The following is a 17,381-nucleotide window of genomic DNA, read 5'->3' as shown; positions in this document are numbered from 1 at the left end:
TGCCTACGAGCTGTCGGTCACTCCTGCGGCGTAGCCTCATGCCCCGGCATCCCAGGGGTACGCCGACGTTGCTTCATCTCCGCCTCGTAGAGGTGCCGCCGACCATCGGCCAAGGTCTCCCGCGCGTACCGCTCGACCTCCTGGAACGTGGCGTAGTACCCATCGTCGAACTCCTCCATGATCTGGAACGTCCAGCGGCCCGGTAGGACGTTGCGGCCCAGCAACTCCCGCTCGACGCGGTTGGCCACCTCGTCGTGTCCCGCCTGCCGCAGCAGTTCGATCACCCGATCAAGCGTCAGGTCCGCACCACCCACCAACTGATGGGCTGAGTAGAGGTGCCCCCGTACGCGATGGATGGTTTCCAGGGCCTTGCTCAGCTCGCCGAGCGCTTCGACGGTGGTGTCGTCGACCCTCTCTGGGCGGGAGTGCTCGTCGTCTACCGACCTGTGATCGCGTGCCATAGCCGGTCAGTACCCACGGCCGCGCGCGGCACGCACGGCACCTCGCTGTCGGGGTACGCCCTAGGCTGGCAGCATGTCGACGCGGCGTGAAGTGATCGACCTGGATGAGCATGACCGACCGGCCGGCGCCCCGGTCCCCGACCGCCTCCTGGCCAGCCGGAAGACGACTGTCCGGCTCGTCGCCGCGTTCGTCGTCGGCGGGGTGCTTGGCGGCCTTGGCGTGAACGAGCTGCGGGATTCGCGGGAGGAACGGGAGCGCAACGCTTCGGTCGCACTCGTGGCCGTCCCCGTGTCCATTGCCGGCGGAGGTTCGGACGTTCCGGGCGTTCTCCAGCTGGACGGGCAACTGGCAGTGACGAACGCTGGCCAGGCGTCGGTCACGGTTCGTGCGGCGATTGGGCAGGCACCGGGTGCCGTGGTCCAGGACGCTGGCGCCTTCCGCTCGCTGAGTCCCGGCCATACCGGTCTGCTCGACGTCAGGCTGCGCCTCGACTGTGCGACCGCGTTCGAGAGCGAGATGTTGCCGATGCGGTTCTCGGTCGAGACCAGCGACCGCCAGGTCAGAGAGATCGACTACCCGGTCGCCCTGGTGGGAAGCGTCTGGCAGGTGCGGACCGAGCAGCCGTGCGCGCAGTTCCGTGAGACGGCGGAGCGTGGCGGGTAGCTGGAGCGGGATTTCCGCCCGGGCGCTGGCGACGGTTCGCGGGGCAGCGGGGTGGGTCGATCGCCGATAGTGTCCGAGGATGGTGGAGAGCCGCCCCGACCCCGTGGCCGTAGCGATGATGTCGACCACGGCAGACGAACGCGCCGTGCTCGACTCGTTTCTCGACTTTCATCGCGCCATGTTGCTGCGCAAGCTGCGGGGGATCTCCGACGTCGAGGCTGCCCGCCGGCTGGTGCCGTCGGCGACCACCCTCGCCGGCCTGGTCAAGCACCTGACCGTGGTGGAGCGGAACTGGTTCCAGTGCCTGCTCGCGCCCGGCCCGGGAGACGTCTATCTCACCTCGGAGGAGGACGCGACGGCCAGCTTCACGTTGGCCGAGGACGACACCGTCGAGCGGTTGTCGGCGGCGTACGAGGCGGAGTGCGCCCGGTCGCGGGAGGTGGCGGCCCGGTTCGACCTCGACCACGTGGTGCCCCACCCGCAACTCGGGGAGGTTTCGGTGCGCTGGATCCTGGTGCACCTGATCGAGGAGACGGCCCGGCACGTCGGCCATGCCGACATTCTCCGTGAGCTGACCGACGGCTCGACCGGCGCCATCTGACCGTGGTGCGCCCCCGACCGGCGGATCAGGCGGGGGTGAGCAGTTTCGCGAGGCGCTCGGCGACCGGTGGGGCGTGCAGGTGCAGTCGAGCGACGTTTATCGCGTCGGCGCCGACCACCGACAGCAGCGCGTGCGGGCCGACGGCGTACACGGAGAAGTAGCCGGCCTCGTTGCGGACGGTGGACTGGCGGAATTCGCCCTGACCGAGGCGGAGGCTGACCTGGCGGCCGAGGCCGAAGGTCGCCGCCGCCATCGCGGCCAGGTCGTCCGGGTCCAGGGTGTCGGGCACGTCGTGGGTGATGAGCAGGCCGTCGACCCCGCCGAGGACACTGCCCTGCACCCCGGGGATCTGAAGGCGCAGTTCGTGCAGCTCGGTACCGATCGACGGGTACGGCAGCGACGGGTCACCGGCCAGCGACGGGGGGAGCTTGACCGGCGGTGGGAGCTTCGGCTGCTGCGCGGTTCGGCGGGGGAGGAAGGTGTCGCCGGTGCTCACAGTTCCAGCTGCTCCTCGATGGTGCGCAGTTGGTGCCGGGCGAGCGCCAGGTTGGACCGGGTCTTGCTGAGCATCAGGTAGAGGAACAGCCCCTTGCCGTTGGGACCGGCGAGCGGCCGGATGATGTGGTACTGGCTGCCGAGGGTGATGAGCATGTCCTCGATGTCGTCGTTCAGCTTGAGCATCTCGATGGTGCGCATCTTGGCGCGTACCACGTCGGTGTTGCCGGCGGCGGCGACGGTCAGGTCGATCTCCGGGGTGCCACCGGCGACGCCGAGGGTCATCCCGCTCGTGTAGTCGACGAGCGCGGCGCCGATGGCGCCGTCGATCGTCATGGCGTCCTTAAGGGCGGTGTCGAGGTTTGCCACGTGCCTCTCCAGGTTCTGCTAGGCAACTGCGCCCCGGTACCGGATCGTGCCGGGTGAAGAAAACTCGGATGAGACTCGCACACGCGACCTCCTATTCGCATCTTGTACAGCGCGAACAGGCTGAGCGGACCACGGTGGGTGACCACCGGGGCGGCCCACAACCGCCGCAGCGGCTGATGCCGGGTCACCGAACCCTTCTGCTATTTGGCTGCGTGCGTCGTCGACGCCGTCCGGTCGAACCGGGCGGCACGCTCGGCGAGATCAGGCCGGTGCGGCGGCAAGGTCGGCGAGCACGCGTCGCTGGAAGGCGCGGGCGGCCGCCCCGGTCGGTGGCACACCGCCGTCGCGGGCGGCCACCGACCGCTGGACCAGGTCGGCGGTGTCGGCGTCGACGAGCGGTCCGGCCTCGTCCAACAGCCGCCGGCCGGCGGCCACCTTGGGCAGCCACACCCCGGTGCGCAGGCGTACCCAGGAACGGCAGGCGCCGAGCACGGCGTCCTCCGCTCCGGGTGCCGGCACCTCTCCCGCGGGCACCGGTCGCGCCAACCACCAGCGCAGCGCGTCCAGGACCAGTCGGCGCAGGTCGTCGGGGGCCAGGTCGGCGATGGCGTCGGCGGCGGGCGGACCGAGCAGGACCCGTCCGCTCTGGTGCAGGATGCTGCGGTCCAGGCCGTACCAGAACAGACCGTCCGCGCTCGGGCGCTGCGCCGGGCCGTACGACACCCGGAAGTCCATCCGGGCGCCGGTGTTCAGCTCGACCTCGAAACCCGGCTCGGGGCTGCCGGACCGGGCCACCGCCTGTCGGTACACGACCAGCTCCAGGCCGCGCGCCGGACAGGGCAGGGCCTCGTGCCGCAGCCGGGGCACCAACTCCTCGGCGACACCGTGGTCCAGCGGACCGGCGCAGACCAGCGCCACGTCCACGTCGCTGCGTCCAGGTTGGTACGCGGCCAGCCCCACCGAGCCCGCCGCGTACGCACCGCACAGCTCGGTGCCGAGCACCTCGTCGGCGACCGCGACCAGGTCGCTCAGGTACCGCCGTAGCGGTTCAGGCGTACTCCAGCTCACCGGGCTCGCCCCACTGGGTGCCGGCGGGCAGGAAGAACGCCGAGGTCTCCCCGCCGAGGGCGTGGCGGATGACCAGCCGGGCGTGCTCGTCGAGGTCCGGCAGCCGTCCCGGCGGGAACCACCGGACGTCCAACGACTCGTCGTCGTTGACCCGTGCCTCGCCACCCAGCAGCCGGCAGTGGAAACCGAGGTTGAGGTACTCGCAGCGGTCGCCGTTCGGGTAGGTGTGCGGGTGCGACACGGCGCTGCTGAGCCGCAGCGGTTCCACCGCCAGGCCGGTTTCCTCAAGCACCTCACGCACGACGGCGGTGGCCGGCTGTTCACCCGGCTCGACGAAGCCGCTGACCACCGACCAGCGACCGTCGTCGGCCCGTTGGGCGAGCAGTAGCTCACCCGCGTCGTTGCGGACGATCGCGCTTACGCTGGGTAGCCAGAGTAGGTCGTGGCCGACGTGTTTGCGCATCCGCAGGATGTAGTCCGGTACGCCCATCCGGTGACCTTAGCCAACCCGCTGATCCGGGCCCGGACCCGGGCCGGCGACGTCGATTTTCGCAGTTCAGGCCCGCAGGCCAGGGACCACGTCTACTGTGGAAGGGCCTGGTGACTTGCCGTGTTCCGGTGGCGGCCGGTCGTTTCCCGGTGCACAGTGATGCCATGAGTGACAGCGGACGTGGACGTTACTACTGGTGTACGCGACACCACCGGGTCGAGTCCGGTGCCGACGTGTGCCCGGCGCGGCACGTTCTCGGCCCGTACGACTCGGCCGCCGACGCGGAGAACGCCCTGCAACAGGTGCGGGAACGCAACGAGGCGTGGGAGGCCGAGGACGCCCGCTGGACCGGGGAGGACAGGTAGACGGCGCGGGATGCCTCCCGCGCCGAGGCACTGCGTGCGTCGCGAGGGCGGCAGCACGTCCCCATGAAGGGAACCGAGATGGCCGAAGCGCAACAGGCCACCCGCCCGGCCGCGAAGCGTACGCCCGCGAGGAAGACCGCCGCGACGGAACGCACCGCCGGCGTCGCCCGTACCCCGTCGACCCGCCGCGCGTCCGGGACCGCGCCGGCCGCTCGTAAGGCGACCGGCGGCGCCGGGTCGGCGGCGAAGAGCGCGACCCCGAGACCAGGGCGGCCACCTTGGCGCGGAAGACCGCCGCGGCCAGGAAGACGGCACCCGCGAAGAAGACGGTGTCGGCCAAGACCGCGCCGACGAAGGCGCCCGCCGCGCGGACCACCTCGGCGTCGACCCGGACCGGTCCACGCAAGACCACGACCACGGCACAGCGGGCCACCGCGAAGAAGGCGGCGTCCGCGCGGGGCACGGCGGCGAAGGCGCCCGCGAAGAAGGCGGCCCGGCCCGCAAGACGGCGCCCGCGAAGAAGGCGACGTCCGCGCGGGGCACGGCGGCGAAGGCGCCCGCGAAGAAGACCGCACCCGCGAAGAAGACGACGGGTACCCGGAGCACGTCGGCCGCGCGGAAGGCACCCGCGAAGACCGCGACGTCGGCGGTGAAGAAGGCGGCGGCGCGCACGGGTACGTCGACCGCGGCGCGGAAGGCGGCGGCGAAGAAAGCCCCGGCGAGGAAGGCCCCCGCGAAGACGGTGGCGGCCAAGAAGGCGCCCGCCCGAAAGAGTACGACGGTGGCGACCCGGGCGACGGCGGCGAAGAAGACGGCCGCGTCGCGGGCTCCCGCGAAGAAGACGGCCGCGAAGAAGGCTCCCGCGTCGAAGACGACGGCCAAGAAGGCCCCTGCGAAGAAAGCGTCCGCGAAGAAGGCTCCCGCGTCGAAGACGGCGGCGAAGCGGGCCCCCGCGGCGAAGACGACGGCGAACAGGGCTCCCGCGAAGAAGGCTGCTGCGGCGAAGTAGGGCCCTGCGGCGCGGAGAGCGCCCGCGTCAACGGTCGCCGCCCGCAACGTCGGGCGCGCGATGTCCGGCACCGGGCGCAGGACGGCCGGCTGACCCGGCGTACGCCGACGACCCGTCGCACGGCGGAGGGCGCGGCGCGCCCGGCGCTGTCAGGATGGGCGCATGGTCATCCGACGTGTGCTGGCACCACGCATCGACTTCGGGGCGCTGCGCCGAGAACTGGGTCTGCCCGAGACCTACCCGGAGGTGGCGCAGCGGGAGGCCGACGAGGCAGCCGCGGCACCGCCCGCGCCGGCCGTCGACCACACGGACATCCCGCTGGTCACGGTCGACCCGCCCGGCTCGCGGGACCTGGACCAGGCGATGCACCTCAGCCGTCGCGCCGGCGGCTACCGGGTGCGGTACGCGATAGCCGACGTCGCCGCCCACGTACGCCCGGGCGGTGCGCTGGAGGACGAGACCTGGCGCCGAGGGCAGACGGTCTACCTGCCGGACGGCAACGTGCCGCTGCACCCGCGCTCCCTCGGCGAAGGCGCGGCGAGCCTGCTGCCGGACGTCGACCGGGCGGCCGTGCTGTGGACCATCGACCTGGACGCCGACGGTGGCACCAGCGCGGTGGTGGTGCAGCGTGCCCTGGTCCGCAGCCGGGCCCAACTGGCCTACCCGCAGGTGCAGGCCGACGCCGAAGCGGGCCGGCTGCCCGAGCCGATCGCCCTGCTGCCCGAGATCGGTGCGCTGCTCACCGCCCGAGGGTTGCGTCGGGGCGCGGTCAACCTGCCGATACCCGAACAGGACGTGGAGGCCGACGGCGACGGTTGGCGGCTGGTCCTGCGGGCACCGGTGCCGATGGAGGAGCACAACGCGCAGATTTCCCTGCTCACCGGGATGGTCGCCGCCGACCTGATGCTGGCCGGTGGGATCGGCCTGCTGCGGACGATGCCCGCGCCGAAGCCGGAGGCGGTGCAGCGACTGCGGGCGGCCGCCGCCCCGCTGGGCGTGCACTGGCCGGACGACGTGGGCGTGGGTGAACTGCTGCTCCGGTTGGATCCGGGCCAGCCTCGGGCCGCCGCGTTCATCGACCAGGCGGCGGAGTTGATGCGGTCGGCCGCGTACACCTCGTTCGACGGCGAGCCGCCGGAGCAACCGGCGCACGGCGGGGTCGCGGCCGCGTACGCCCATGTCACGGCGCCGCTGCGACGACTCGCCGACCGGTACGCCACGGAGGTCTGCCTGGCGTTGCACGACGGCCGTGCGGTGCCCGACTGGGCCCGCGCGGCGCTGCCCCGGCTGCCGGCGGTGATGGCGGCCACGGACCGCGCCGCGTCCGCGGCGAGCCGGGGCGCGATCGACCTGGCCGAGGCGGTGCTGCTGGCCCACCGGGTCGGCGAGACCTTCGACGCCGCCGTGGTCGACGTCGACGCACCGTCGAACGGCAAGACCCGCACTCGTCCGCCCGGCGGCACGGTAGCCCTGGACGACCCGCCGGTACGCGCCCGCTGCCTCGGTGAGCTGCCACTGGGCACCCGGGTCCGGGTCCGGCTGGTCGCCGCCGATCCGGCCACCCGCTCGGTAGCCTTCGAACTCGCCTGACCGGCCCGGTCGCGCCCGACCTCGCTGCCGGTCCGGCGTCCCGTTTCTCGCTGCCGGTGTGATGGATGGCGACCTTCGCAGCGGGCATTCTCACAGCCCCGCTCGCTGCTGCTGCCCGGGCTGATTTGCGAGGATGACGACCATGGCATACGACCCGAGCACCCTGCCCGACGTTTCCGGGCTCACCATCGGCATCATCGGTGGCACCGGCGACCAGGGCCGTGGGCTCGCCTACCGGTTCGCCCGGGCGGGCCTGACGGTGCTGATCGGTTCCCGTTCCGCGCAGCGGGCGGCCGAGTCGGCCGCCGAGATCGCCGCGCTGCCCGGCGTGCCGGCCGGCGGCGGTGTCACCGGTGCCGACAACGACGAGGTGGCCCGGCGCAGTGACGTGGTGATCATCGCGGTGCCCTGGGACGGGCACGCCGCCACCATCGGCGCGCTGGCCGAACCGCTCGCTGGCAAGATCGTCGTGGACTGCGTCAACCCGCTCGGCTTCGACAAGCAGGGCCCGTACGCGCTGCCGGTGCCCGAGGGCAGCGCCGTTCAGCAGGCCGCCGCGCTGCTGCCCGACTCCCGGGTCTGCGCCGCCTTCAACCACGTCAGCGCCCCGCTGCTGGCCGATCCCGAGATCGACCGGATCGAGCTGGACGTGCTGATCTGCACCGAGGAGCGGGAACTGGTCGGCATCGTCGGCGCGCTCGCCGCCCACATCCCCGGCATGCGTGGCATCTACGCCGGGCGGCTACGCAACGCGCACCAGATCGAGGCGTTCACCGCCAACCTGATCGCCATCAACAAGCGCTACAAGGCGCACGCGGGCGTCCGCGTCACCGACCTCTGATCCCCGCTCGTCGCCGCCGACGCAACGCCGCTTGGCGGTTCGTCCCAGGAGCAGCCGGATCCGTGGCAGGGAAAGCGTCAGCCGGTCGGCGTGTCCGCTACCACGGCTGCCACGGATCCGGATTCTCAGGTCAGGCGTCCGGCGGTCAGAAGGTGACGGTGACGCCGGCCGACTTGCAGGCCTTGCTGAGGGAAGCGCCAGCCTTCTCGAAGGCCGGGTTGTCCGCGGCCGTCGCCGGGTCCGTGGCGTTGGCGGCCTTGCCGGCCTCCGCGCCGAACTCCTCCAATGCGGCAACCACCTTGCTGTCGCTGGCGCCGGTGGCGGCCACCCGGGTCACCTCGTTCTGCAACCCGGACAGGATCTTCTGGAACAGTGCCGGCGACGGCTCGCTACCGGAGCTGACGGCGGCGACGAGATCCTCCCGCATCTTGTCGCTGGCCTGCTTCGCCGACTCGCAGAGCTGCTTGTCGCTCACCACGTCCGCCGCGTCGGCGGTGGGCGGTGCCGGGGTGGGCGAGGTGGTGGTGGCGGTGGCCGACGGCACGGTGGCCGACGGCGAAGTTCCGGCCGTCGGGGCAGCGTCGTCGCCACCGCAGGCGGCCAACGCCAGCAGCGAGGCGCAGGCCAGGACAGAGAAAGAAGCACGAATCCTATTCACGGGCGAGAACCGTAGCGGCTTTCGGGAAATCTCGCTCGCCCTATCCGGCGTCCAGGCGCGGCACCCACCAGTCGCCGAGAAGCTGGCCGAGCGCCAGCAGGAGCATGCTGTTCAGGAGCGCGGCGAGGAGGCCGACGGCGAAGCCGAGGGCACCGTGGCGGTGCTGGCGTGGGCCGGTGGGCGGAGAGTCCGCGTGCGCCCAGGGGCGCTCCCGGGCCAACCACCACAGGATCCCGAGCCCGAACGGTACGAGGCAGATCAGCCAGAACCAGAACCATCGCGTACCCAGCACCGGCGCGGGACCGGCCAGCAGGACACCGATGACGACCACGGCGGCGGCGAAGCCCGTGCCAGCGACGACCTGCCCGATCGGCTGGAGAACGCCGCTGCGACCCGCCGCCAGCCCCGCGGCCTGCAACTGCTCTGCGAAGGCAACCGCGCCCGGCCCGTCGTAGGACATCTCGTGCGCGGTGCCGATGATCGTGACCTGATCGAAGTAGGTCGTGTCGGTCCACCAGACCCGACCGTCGGGCGTACGCCAGGCAAACAGGGGACCGAGACGGCCGGAGGACTCCAGATCGGCGGTGCCGAACCACGGGGTTCGCCGGTCGGCGTCCCACCGGTCGCCCCACTGGTGGGCCACCACCCGGCCGGCAGCCAGGTCCGCTTCCGCCTGGTCGTAGCTCTGCTGCCGAGGCGCCGTCCACCACGCCGTTCCGGCCGCGACCAGCCACAAGGCGACGACGCCGAGCCGCAACACCGTCCACCAGTGCCGGCGCCGATCGGCCGGGACGTCATCGATCATGATCGCATCGTCGCAGCGCGCGTCCAGTCGCTACCGATGACCACCGTGGAGATCGGCCGGAACTGTCGTACGTACGTTCTATCGTCGGTGGCGTGTTGGAGGAGTTGGCGCGGGCAGAGGTGGCGACGCGTTCCTGTGTCCACACCGCTGTCTGGGCCATGCCGGAGAGCGAGCTGATCGATGCTCTCGAAGCTGCACACCGGCTGGAGCAGCGGCTCGCCGCGATGAAGCTGACGCTGGTGCGTGAGCTGGACGGCCGTGGCGTGGCGGTGGCGCAGGGCGCGTCGTCCACCGCCGTCTGGCTCCGCGACCGGCTCCGGCTCGGCGTGCCGGCGGCCCGCCGGTTGGTCGACCTCGCTGAGGCGCTCGACCGCGAGCCCGACGAGGTGACCGCCGCACTCGCCGCAGGCCGGGTCGATCTGGAGCAGGTCCGGGTCATCGCCGATGTCGCGGCCACGGTTCGAGGCTGCGACGCTTGTCGATGACCGGCAGCCGACGGACGATCCTGGAGCACCGATGGGGTGCGGGTCGGTGGAAAGCTGCCGCCGTGGCGGTGGCCGAGGCTAGCGTCCGACGGTGAACAGGTCACCGCGCCAAGGAGAGTCCTGCCATGACCACTCGACTCAACCCTTACCTCACCTTCGACGGCGATGCCCGCCAAGCCATGGAGTTCTACCAGTCGGTGTTCGGCGGGCAGCTGCGGATCAGCACTTTTGGCGAATTCGGCACGTCCGACCCGGCGGTCGCCGACAAGGTGATGCACGCGTTGCTCAACACCGACCGGGGCTACACCTTGATGGCGGCCGACACCGCACCCGGCATGCCGTACCAGCCCGGCAGCACCATGACGTGCAGTCTCAGTGGCGACCCGGAGGAGGGCCTCGCAGAGGCGTGGGAGAGGTTGTCCGACGGCGGCACCGTCAGGGTGCCGTTCGAGAAGCAGATGTGGGGGGATCTGTACGGCATGTGTGTCGACAGGTTCGGTGTTCCGTGGATGGTGAACGTCGTGCAGTCGCAGTGATCCCGTCGGCAGCGGTGGGGACGGGCGTGGCACGGCGATGGCAGCCCCGGCCGCTACCGACAGGCGGTGGCCAGAGCTGCCCCGATCGTCGCCCCTGGCTGGCCACCCATCGTCACCCGGGCGACCCTGACGGTCACCCGGGCGACCCTGACGGTCGCCCGGGCGACCCTGACGGTCGCCCGGGCGAGTTGATGGTCGGGGCCGGGTCCCGCCACAGACCCGTGGACGGTCAGAAGGTGTGTTCGGCGGCGGGGAACTGGCCGGAGCGGACCTCGTCGGCGAAGCGGCGGGTGGCCTCGTCGAGCGTGTCGGCCAGGGCGGCGTAGCGCTTCACGAAGCGTGGCGCCTTGCCGGCGCGCAGGCCCGCCATGTCCTGCCAGACCAGTACCTGGGCGTCGGTGTCCGGGCCGGCGCCGATGCCCACCGTGGGGATCGGCAGTTCGGCGGTCACCCGCTTGGCGACATCGCCGGGCACCATTTCGAGCACCACCGCGAAGGCGCCCGCCGCGGCGACCGCCCGCGCGTCGGCCAGTACCTCGTCGGCGGTCTCGCCCCGGCCCTGCACCCGGTATCCGCCGATGGTGTGCTCCCGCTGCGGGGTGAAGCCGATGTGCGCCATCACCGGGATGCCGGCACCGACGATCGCCTCGATCTGCGCCGCGCAGCGCCGGCCGCCCTCCAGCTTCACCGCGTGACAGCCGCCCTCCTTCATGAACCGGACGGCGGTACGCAGCGCCTGGGTCGGCCCCTCCTCGTACGAGCCGAAGGGCAGGTCACCGACGACCAGGGTCTGCCGGGTGGCCCGGACGACCGCGCGTACCAGCGGCAGCAGCTCCTCGGCGGTCACCGGCAGGGTCGTCTCGTAGCCGAACACGTTGTTCGCCGCCGAGTCGCCCACCAGCAGCACCGGGATCCCGGCGGCGTCGAAGATCGAGGCCGTGTACTGGTCGTACGAGGTGAGCATCGACCATTTCTCGCCGCGCTCCTTGGCGGCGAGCAGGTCACGGGTGCGCACCCGACGGGTGGCCGGGCCGCCGTAGAGGGCGGTCACCTCGGCCGGAGTGGATTCCACGATGTTCTCCTTCCTCGAGGCCGCGTGCGCGGTCCCCGGGTTCTGCCGCGATCGTCCCACCGTGCGGGCGGTCGGCGGCAGGGCGCAGTGGAGGATGTCACTCCGGCTGAGCCGGTCAGCCGTTCTCGCGCCACCGGTTGGTGATGGGTAGCCGCCGGTCCCGTCCGAACGCCTTCATGGAGATCTTCGTACCCGGCGCGGACTGGCGGCGCTTGTACTCGGCGGTATCCACCAACCGCAGCACCTTGTCCACCACGGCCGGGTCGTGACCGTCGGCGATCAGACCTTCCCGGCCCAGGTCACCGTCGATGTAGCCGATCAGGATCGGGTCGAGCACGTCGTAGTCGGGCAGCGAGTCGCTGTCGAGCTGGCCCGGGCTCAGCTCGGCGCTCGGTGGCTTGCCGATCGAGTTCTCCGGGATCGGCGGCGTCAGGCCCAGTCGGGTCGCCTCGGTGTTGCGCCACTTGGCCAGCCGCCACACCAGGGTCTTCCACACGTCCTTGACCGGGTTGAAGCCGCCGACCGAGTCGCCGTACAGCGTCGAGTAGCCCACCGCCAGCTCGCTCTTGTTGCCGGTGGTCAGCACCAGGTGGCCCTCCTGGTTCGACAACGCCATCAGGATGACGCCGCGTACCCGGGCCTGGAGGTTCTCCACCGCGACCCCGGACAGCGACATGTTCGCCAGGAAGGTGTCCACCATCGGCTGGATCGGTTCCACCCGGTAGTCCAGGCCGGTCCGCTTGGCCAGGTCGGCCGCGTCGGAGCGGCTGTGCTCCGAGGAGTGCTGGCTGGGCATGGAGACCCCGACCACCCGGTCGCCGCCGAGGGCGTCCACCGCGATGGCCGCCACCACCGCCGAGTCGATGCCGCCGGAGAGGCCGAGCACCACCGAGGGGAAGCGGTTCTTCTCGACGTAGTCCCGCAGGCCGAGCACCAGTGCCTGCCACACCTCGGCCTCGTCGGCCACCGGCTCGATGAGGCCGCCGGTCGCCGCCGGGCCCGTCGGCGAGGGCGGAATCCCCTTGACCGTACGCCGCACCACCCGCAGCCCGTCGGCCAACCGGTCGCCGTCGTCAGCGGCATCGGTGCCGTCGGTGGCGGCGGGCAGGTCGACGTCGTGCACGAGCAGGTGGGTGACGAACTGCGGCGCCCGGGTCAGCACCGTCCCGTCCGGCGCGACGATCATCGAGTCGCCCTCGAAGACCAGCTCGTCCTGACCACCGATCATGTTGACGTACGCGATGGTGGCGCCGGCCTCGGCGGCCCGCCGGCGCACCACCGGAAGCCGCAGGTCGTCCTTGTTCAGCTCGTACGGCGAGCCGTTGATGTTGACCACCAGCCCGACCCCGGCCCGCCGGGCGGCGGCGAACGGCCCCCCGGCCTGCCACAGGTCCTCGCAGATGGTCAGTGCCACGTCCACCCCGCCCAGCCGGACCACGGTGAGCATGTCGCCGGGCACGAAGTAGCGGTCCTCGTCGAAGACGCCGTAGTTGGGCAGATGGTGCTTGAAGTAGGTGGCGACCACCTCGCCGCGATGCAGCAGCGCGGCGGCGTTGCGCGCTCCCCGGCCCGGCTCGGCTTCCGCGCTGACCTGCGGCGGCCCGTCAGCGTCCAGGTAGCCCACCACGACCGGCAGGTCACCGAGGCCGTCGGCGGCCAGATCGGCGGCGAGCCGGGTGAGTGCCGCCTGGGAGGCGGCCACGAAGGACCGCCGGAAGACCAGATCCTCCACCGGGTAACCGGTCAGCATCATCTCCGGGAACAGGACCAGTTGGGCACCGGAGGCGGCGGCCCGGCGGGTCCAGGCGCGGACGAGACCGGCGTTGCCGGTGAGGTCACCGACACTGGGGTTGACCTGGCACAGGGCGAGACGCAGGGTGGGCATGTCCTCATCTTGCCCCAGCGCCATGGGCTCGACACGTCGGCGTGGGGCAGTACGACCGGGCCGGACCGCCGGTCGGGACGGGACGGGACGCAACGGCCGCCGTTCGGTTAACGTCTGCGTAATCGGGTCGGTGGAGACTGGTCGGTCAGGTCGGGCAGAGTCCGACCGAAGGCGGACATAGCGTGTCGCGGAAGGTTGGGGAAGTGGACCGTCAGCAGGAGTTCGTCCTCCGTACGCTGGAAGAGCGGGACATCCGTTTCGTCCGGCTGTGGTTCACCGACGTGCTCGGCACGCTCAAGAGCGTGTCGGTCGCCCCCGCCGAGTTGGAGGCCGCCTTCGAGGAGGGCATCGGCTTCGACGGCTCGGCGATCGAAGGGTTCGCCCGGGTCTTCGAGTCGGACATGGTCGCCATGCCGGATCCGACCACCTTCCAGGTCTTCCCGTTCGAGGGTGGGGTCAGCGGCGAGAGCGCCCGGATGTTCTGCGACATCCTGCTGCCCGACGGCGGCCCGTCCTGGGCCGACCCCCGCCACGTGCTGCGTCGGGCGCTGTCCCGGGCGGCGGAGAAGGGCTTCACCTTCTACACCCACCCCGAGATCGAGTTCTTCCTGCTGGAGAACGGGCCGATGGACGGCTCGGTGCCGGTGCCGGTGGACACCGGCGGCTACTTCGAGCACACCACCCACGCCGTGGCGCGGGACTTCCGCCGTCAGGCGGTGCTGTCGCTGGAGCGGATCGGCATCTCGGTGGAGTTCAGCCACCACGAGGTCGCCCCCGGCCAGCAGGAGATCGACCTGCGCTACGCCGACGCGCTCACCACCGCCGACAACATCATGACGTTCCGGCACGTGGTCAAGGAGGTGGCGCTCTCCACCGGCGTGCAGGCCACCTTCATGCCCAAGCCGTTCACCGACCAACCGGGCAGTGGGATGCACACCCACCTGTCGCTGTTCGAGGGGGAACGCAACGCGTTCCACGACGCCAGCGACCCGATGAAGCTGTCCAAGGTGGCGCGGGCGTTCATCGCCGGGCTGCTGGCCCACGCCCGGGAGTACACCGCGGTCACCAACCAGTGGGTCAACTCGTACAAGCGGCTGTTCCCGCAGGCGCTGCCGGACCGGGTCACCGAGAGCCCCGCGTACGTCTGCTGGGGGCACCTGAACCGCTCCGCGCTGGTCCGGGTCCCGGCGTACGGCAAGCCGAACTCGGCCCGGGTGGAGATCCGTTCGCCCGACTCGGCCGCCAACCCGTACCTCGCCTTCGCGGTGCTGCTCGGCGCCGGCATGAAGGGCATCGAGGAGGGGTACGAGCTGCCGCCGGGCGCCGAGGACGACGTGTGGGCGCTGACCAGCGCCGAACGGCGGGCGATGGGGTACGAACCGCTGCCGGAGAACCTGTCCGAGGCGATCGACGTGATGGCGGGTTCGGAACTGGTCGCCGAGGTGCTCGGCGAGCACGTCTTCGACTTCTTCCTGCGTAACAAGCGGGCCGAGTGGGAGCAGTACCGTCGCGAGGTCACTCCCTACGAGCGCCAGCACTACCTGTCGTTGTAGGCCGCTGCTGCGGCTGGGCTGTCGCTGTAGCCGGCGCTCCGGGCGAGCTTGTCTGTCGCTGCGGCCGCTGCTGTGGTGGGTCCGTGCGAATCGGCCCGCCGCCGGGCTGCCGGGCGTTGCCCGGTGCCGCTATCGTCTCGATCACCGTGCCGGCGTCCGCCGGTCGGAGACCGTCGGGAGGCAGTCGGTGCTGGAGGATCTGCTCAGCGGAGCCTGGCAGAGCGTGGTGTTCGGGGTCGTCGGAGTGGGCCTGATGGCCGCCGGCTTCGTCCTGGTCGACCTGCTCACCCCGGGCAAACTGCGGGACCTGATCTGGGTACGCCGTAACGCCAACGCTGGCCTGCTGCTCGCCGCGAACCAGCTGGGCGTCGCCGGCATCGTCTTCACCGCGATCCTGACCAGCTACAGCGACTTCGCCAAGGGGCTGGCCTCGACGGTGATCTTCGGGCTGATCGGTCTCGGCATCATGGCGCTGGCCTTCTTCGTGCTGGACCTGATCACGCCCGGCAAGCTCGGCGAGGTCATCTGCGCCGACGAGCCGCACCCGGTGGCCCGAGTCAGCGCCGCCAGCCACTTCGGCGCCGCGCTGATCGTCTGCGCCTGCATCGCCTGACCGCGCCCCGGTCAGGTGCCGCCGGTCGAGCCCGGCGCGCCGCCAGTGGTCGCCGGATGCGGCAAGTCGGGCCTTCCCGGGCTCCGGAGACCGCGACTTGCCGCATGTCGTGAGTCGGCGAGCCGGGCGGAATTGACCGTCGTCGGGACGCGCCGGTGCACCCGGTAGGCGGCCCCGCAGGAGTGGAGCGGGGCCGCCTTTCACCTGGTTCGCGTGCGTCAGCCGGGACCGCATCAGGCCAGGCCGTTCAGCCGAGGTGTCACTTGCCGGCGGACTCGCCCGCGTCGCCACGAGCGCCCGGGCCGCCCCAGCCGCCGAACACACCGGCCTCGACGGCGGCGGTGATGGCGTCGGCCTGCTCCTGGGTGAGCTTGCCGTCCTCGACCGCCCGCGCGAGCCGCTCGGCCAGCGCCTCCTTGCGCTCCTCGGCCGACGGCGGTGTCCGGCGCTGGCCCTCGGCGGCATCCGCGCCACCCATGCGGCCCTCGCCGCGACCCGGGAAGCCCCGGTGGCCCTCGCGGTCCGACCGGCCCTGCGGCTGGTACTGCTCGCGGAGCTTCTCCAGCGCCTCGGTCACCTGCTCGGTAGGCACGCCCAACTCCTCGGCCAGCGCCTCGGCGAACTGCGCGTGCCGCGCGGCCCGCTGCTCCTGCCGGTCGCCCTGCGGTTCGCTGCTGGCGCTGGCGCTCGGGGTGGCCTTGTCGTCGGCGAGCGCCACGGTGGGAGCGGCGATCCCCACGCCGAGCACGCCCGCCGCGGCCAGGCCGGCCAGCAGGTGCTTCTTCGAGATCGTGCGGGACATCGTTCCTCCAACTCGTTGGTGATGTGCTGACGTCACCGACAGTGACGAGCTGGGCTGGGCGTGGACCGTGGTGAAGCTGTCAGCGAGCTGGCAATCCCGATCCTGAAGACGGACAATCCCGACAAGGATTCAGCGGACGGCGGCGGCCACGGTGAGGGTGCCGGCGTCGGCGTCGAGACTCGCCCGGGTACCGACCGGGACGGTGAGCTGACCGGGGCCGTGACCGATCGGCAGGCCACCCAGCACCGGTACGCCCAGATCGCCGAGGCGCTCACCGAGCACGTCGGCCACCGTGGTGTCCCAGCCGTCGGCGCAGTCGGTGAACTGCCCCACCGCCACCCCGGCCAGCCCGTCCAACGCGCCGGCCCGGCGGAGCTGGGTCAACATCCGGTCGACCTTGTACGGCGGCTCCTGCACATCCTCCAGCAACAGCACCGCGCCGGTCAGGTCGGGCATGTCCGGGGTGCCGAGGGAGGCCACGACCAGGCAGAGGTTGCCGCCCAGCAGCCGGCCGGTGGCCCGCCCCGCGACGCGTACGCCGAAGGTCTCCTCGCCCGCCTCGGCGCGTACGGTGACCGGCTCGGTGCTGGTCATCGCCGCGTGCAGGGACTCGGCCGAGGACAGCGGGGTGCGCTCGTCGCGCCAGGCCGCCCCGGGACCGTGCACGCCGGCCAACCGGGCGCCCCGCCAGAGCGCCAGTTGCAGTGCGGTGATGTCGGAGAACCCGGCCACCACCTTCGGGTCGCGGCGTACCGCCGCCATGTCGATCGCGTCCACCACCCGCTGCGCGCCGTAGCCGCCTCTGGTGCAGATCACCCCGCGCACCCGTGGATCGGTGAACGCGGTGTTGAGGTCGGCCGCCCGCAGCGCGTCGGTCCCCGCCAGGTAGCCCTGCCGGGCGTAGGCGTTGGGCGCGAGCACCGGCCGCAGCCCCCAGCCGGTGAGCAGTTCCACGCCCCGGGCCACCCGCTCGGGGCGGGTCGGTCCGGACGGCGACACCAGCATCACCGTGTCCCCGG

General features: G+C 71.8%; 22 protein-coding genes. 11 read left to right on the top strand and 11 right to left on the bottom strand.

The features are described 5' to 3' along the window. Positions 1–17: 17 nt before the first annotated feature. Complete coding sequence (locus ENC19_RS23855; RefSeq protein WP_164449300.1) at positions 18–461, bottom strand: hypothetical protein; 444 nt, start codon at positions 459–461, stop codon at positions 18–20. A 73-nt stretch (positions 462–534) separates the two neighbouring features. Here ENC19_RS23855 and ENC19_RS23850 point away from each other — a divergent pair, with 73 nt between their 5' ends. Further along, on the top strand, positions 535–1,125 hold the full coding sequence (locus tag ENC19_RS23850; RefSeq protein ID WP_164449299.1) for a hypothetical protein: 591 nt from the start codon (positions 535–537) through the stop codon (positions 1,123–1,125). A gap of 79 nt (positions 1,126–1,204) precedes the next feature. After that, the gene (locus tag ENC19_RS23845) at positions 1,205–1,726 is read left to right on the top strand and encodes a DinB family protein (protein WP_164449298.1); all 522 of its coding nucleotides are present in this window, start codon (positions 1,205–1,207) and stop codon (positions 1,724–1,726) included. A gap of 25 nt (positions 1,727–1,751) precedes the next feature. Here the strand turns inward: ENC19_RS23845 and ENC19_RS23840 are convergent, their stop codons facing one another. From ENC19_RS23840 to ENC19_RS23825, 4 genes are all read right to left on the bottom strand, one after another. Continuing rightward, a complete protein-coding gene (locus ENC19_RS23840; RefSeq protein ID WP_164449297.1) occupies positions 1,752–2,222 on the bottom strand; it encodes a roadblock/LC7 domain-containing protein in 471 nt (156 codons plus the stop codon). Further along, positions 2,219–2,590, bottom strand: a complete 372-nt coding sequence (locus ENC19_RS23835) for a hypothetical protein (RefSeq protein WP_164449296.1) — start codon at positions 2,588–2,590, stop codon at positions 2,219–2,221. Before ENC19_RS23835 ends, ENC19_RS23840 begins: the two co-directional genes overlap by 4 nt. Before the next feature lie 261 nt (positions 2,591–2,851). Continuing rightward, positions 2,852–3,658 carry a nucleotidyltransferase domain-containing protein gene (locus tag ENC19_RS23830; protein WP_164449295.1) on the bottom strand — a complete coding sequence of 269 codons (807 nt, stop codon included), beginning with the start codon at positions 3,656–3,658 and terminating at the stop codon, positions 2,852–2,854. Continuing rightward, positions 3,639–4,148: an NUDIX hydrolase gene (locus ENC19_RS23825; RefSeq protein WP_164449294.1), complete on the bottom strand. Its 510-nt coding sequence runs from the start codon at positions 4,146–4,148 to the stop codon at positions 3,639–3,641. Before ENC19_RS23825 ends, ENC19_RS23830 begins: the two co-directional genes overlap by 20 nt. A gap of 164 nt (positions 4,149–4,312) precedes the next feature. On the opposite strand from ENC19_RS23825, the gene ENC19_RS23820 reads away from it, so the two are divergent. The 4 genes from ENC19_RS23820 to npdG all read left to right on the top strand — a co-directional run bounded on the left by ENC19_RS23820 (position 4,313) and on the right by npdG (position 7,953). Next, positions 4,313–4,513, top strand: coding sequence for a hypothetical protein (locus tag ENC19_RS23820; RefSeq protein WP_093401270.1), 201 nt, complete (start codon positions 4,313–4,315; stop codon positions 4,511–4,513). 649 nt (positions 4,514–5,162) lie between these two features. Then, positions 5,163–5,522, top strand: a complete 360-nt coding sequence (locus tag ENC19_RS23815) for a histone H1-like repetitive region-containing protein (RefSeq protein WP_208021002.1) — start codon at positions 5,163–5,165, stop codon at positions 5,520–5,522. 162 nt (positions 5,523–5,684) lie between these two features. Further along, a complete protein-coding gene (locus ENC19_RS23810; protein WP_164449293.1) occupies positions 5,685–7,112 on the top strand; it encodes an RNB domain-containing ribonuclease in 1,428 nt (475 codons plus the stop codon). Between the two features lie 142 nt (positions 7,113–7,254). Next, positions 7,255–7,953 carry an NADPH-dependent F420 reductase gene (gene npdG / locus ENC19_RS23805; protein ID WP_164449292.1) on the top strand — a complete coding sequence of 233 codons (699 nt, stop codon included), beginning with the start codon at positions 7,255–7,257 and terminating at the stop codon, positions 7,951–7,953. 145 nt (positions 7,954–8,098) lie between these two features. Here the strand turns inward: npdG and ENC19_RS23800 are convergent, their stop codons facing one another. Both ENC19_RS23800 and ENC19_RS23795 read right to left on the bottom strand, forming a co-directional pair. Beyond that, complete coding sequence (locus tag ENC19_RS23800; RefSeq protein WP_164449291.1) at positions 8,099–8,611, bottom strand: hypothetical protein; 513 nt, start codon at positions 8,609–8,611, stop codon at positions 8,099–8,101. A gap of 40 nt (positions 8,612–8,651) precedes the next feature. Beyond that, positions 8,652–9,416 (bottom strand): hypothetical protein, encoded by a 765-nt coding sequence (locus ENC19_RS23795; protein WP_164449290.1) that lies wholly within the window; start codon positions 9,414–9,416, stop codon positions 8,652–8,654. 92 nt (positions 9,417–9,508) lie between these two features. On the opposite strand from ENC19_RS23795, the gene ENC19_RS23790 reads away from it, so the two are divergent. The 3 genes from ENC19_RS23790 (at position 9,509) to ENC19_RS31115 (ending at position 10,629) form a co-directional block, all read left to right on the top strand. Then, positions 9,509–9,901 (top strand): DUF222 domain-containing protein, encoded by a 393-nt coding sequence (locus ENC19_RS23790; protein ID WP_164449289.1) that lies wholly within the window; start codon positions 9,509–9,511, stop codon positions 9,899–9,901. A 125-nt stretch (positions 9,902–10,026) separates the two neighbouring features. Beyond that, positions 10,027–10,437 (top strand): VOC family protein, encoded by a 411-nt coding sequence (locus ENC19_RS23785; RefSeq protein WP_164449288.1) that lies wholly within the window; start codon positions 10,027–10,029, stop codon positions 10,435–10,437. 66 nt (positions 10,438–10,503) lie between these two features. Then, positions 10,504–10,629, top strand: coding sequence for a hypothetical protein (locus tag ENC19_RS31115; RefSeq protein WP_268968086.1), 126 nt, complete (start codon positions 10,504–10,506; stop codon positions 10,627–10,629). Between the two features lie 37 nt (positions 10,630–10,666). Here ENC19_RS31115 and panB read toward each other — a convergent pair whose 3' ends face one another. Both panB and ENC19_RS23775 read right to left on the bottom strand, forming a co-directional pair. After that, entirely contained in the window at positions 10,667–11,512 is an 846-nt protein-coding gene (gene panB, locus ENC19_RS23780; protein WP_164449365.1) for a 3-methyl-2-oxobutanoate hydroxymethyltransferase, read from the bottom strand. 112 nt (positions 11,513–11,624) lie between these two features. Then, entirely contained in the window at positions 11,625–13,394 is a 1,770-nt protein-coding gene (locus ENC19_RS23775) for an NAD+ synthase (protein ID WP_164449287.1), read from the bottom strand. A 203-nt stretch (positions 13,395–13,597) separates the two neighbouring features. Here ENC19_RS23775 and glnA point away from each other — a divergent pair, with 203 nt between their 5' ends. Together glnA and ENC19_RS23765 are read left to right on the top strand one after the other, a co-directional pair. Further along, positions 13,598–14,947, top strand: a complete 1,350-nt coding sequence (gene glnA, locus ENC19_RS23770) for a type I glutamate--ammonia ligase (protein ID WP_164449286.1) — start codon at positions 13,598–13,600, stop codon at positions 14,945–14,947. Positions 14,948–15,134: 187 nt separating this feature from the next. Next, on the top strand, positions 15,135–15,560 hold the full coding sequence (locus ENC19_RS23765) for a DUF350 domain-containing protein (protein ID WP_099850791.1): 426 nt from the start codon (positions 15,135–15,137) through the stop codon (positions 15,558–15,560). Between the two features lie 259 nt (positions 15,561–15,819). On the opposite strand, the gene ENC19_RS23760 is transcribed toward ENC19_RS23765, so the two are convergent. After that, positions 15,820–16,362: a hypothetical protein gene (locus ENC19_RS23760; RefSeq protein ID WP_164449285.1), complete on the bottom strand. Its 543-nt coding sequence runs from the start codon at positions 16,360–16,362 to the stop codon at positions 15,820–15,822. 129 nt (positions 16,363–16,491) lie between these two features. Beyond that, positions 16,492–17,367: a S66 peptidase family protein gene (locus ENC19_RS23755; protein ID WP_166459056.1), complete on the bottom strand. Its 876-nt coding sequence runs from the start codon at positions 17,365–17,367 to the stop codon at positions 16,492–16,494. Positions 17,368–17,381: the final 14 nt, after the last annotated feature.

The organism is Verrucosispora sioxanthis, from assembly GCF_010560025.1.
Classification (GTDB): Bacteria; Actinomycetota; Actinomycetes; order Mycobacteriales; family Micromonosporaceae; genus Micromonospora; species Micromonospora palythoicola.
This window is presented reverse-complemented; position numbering and strand designations above follow the sequence as displayed.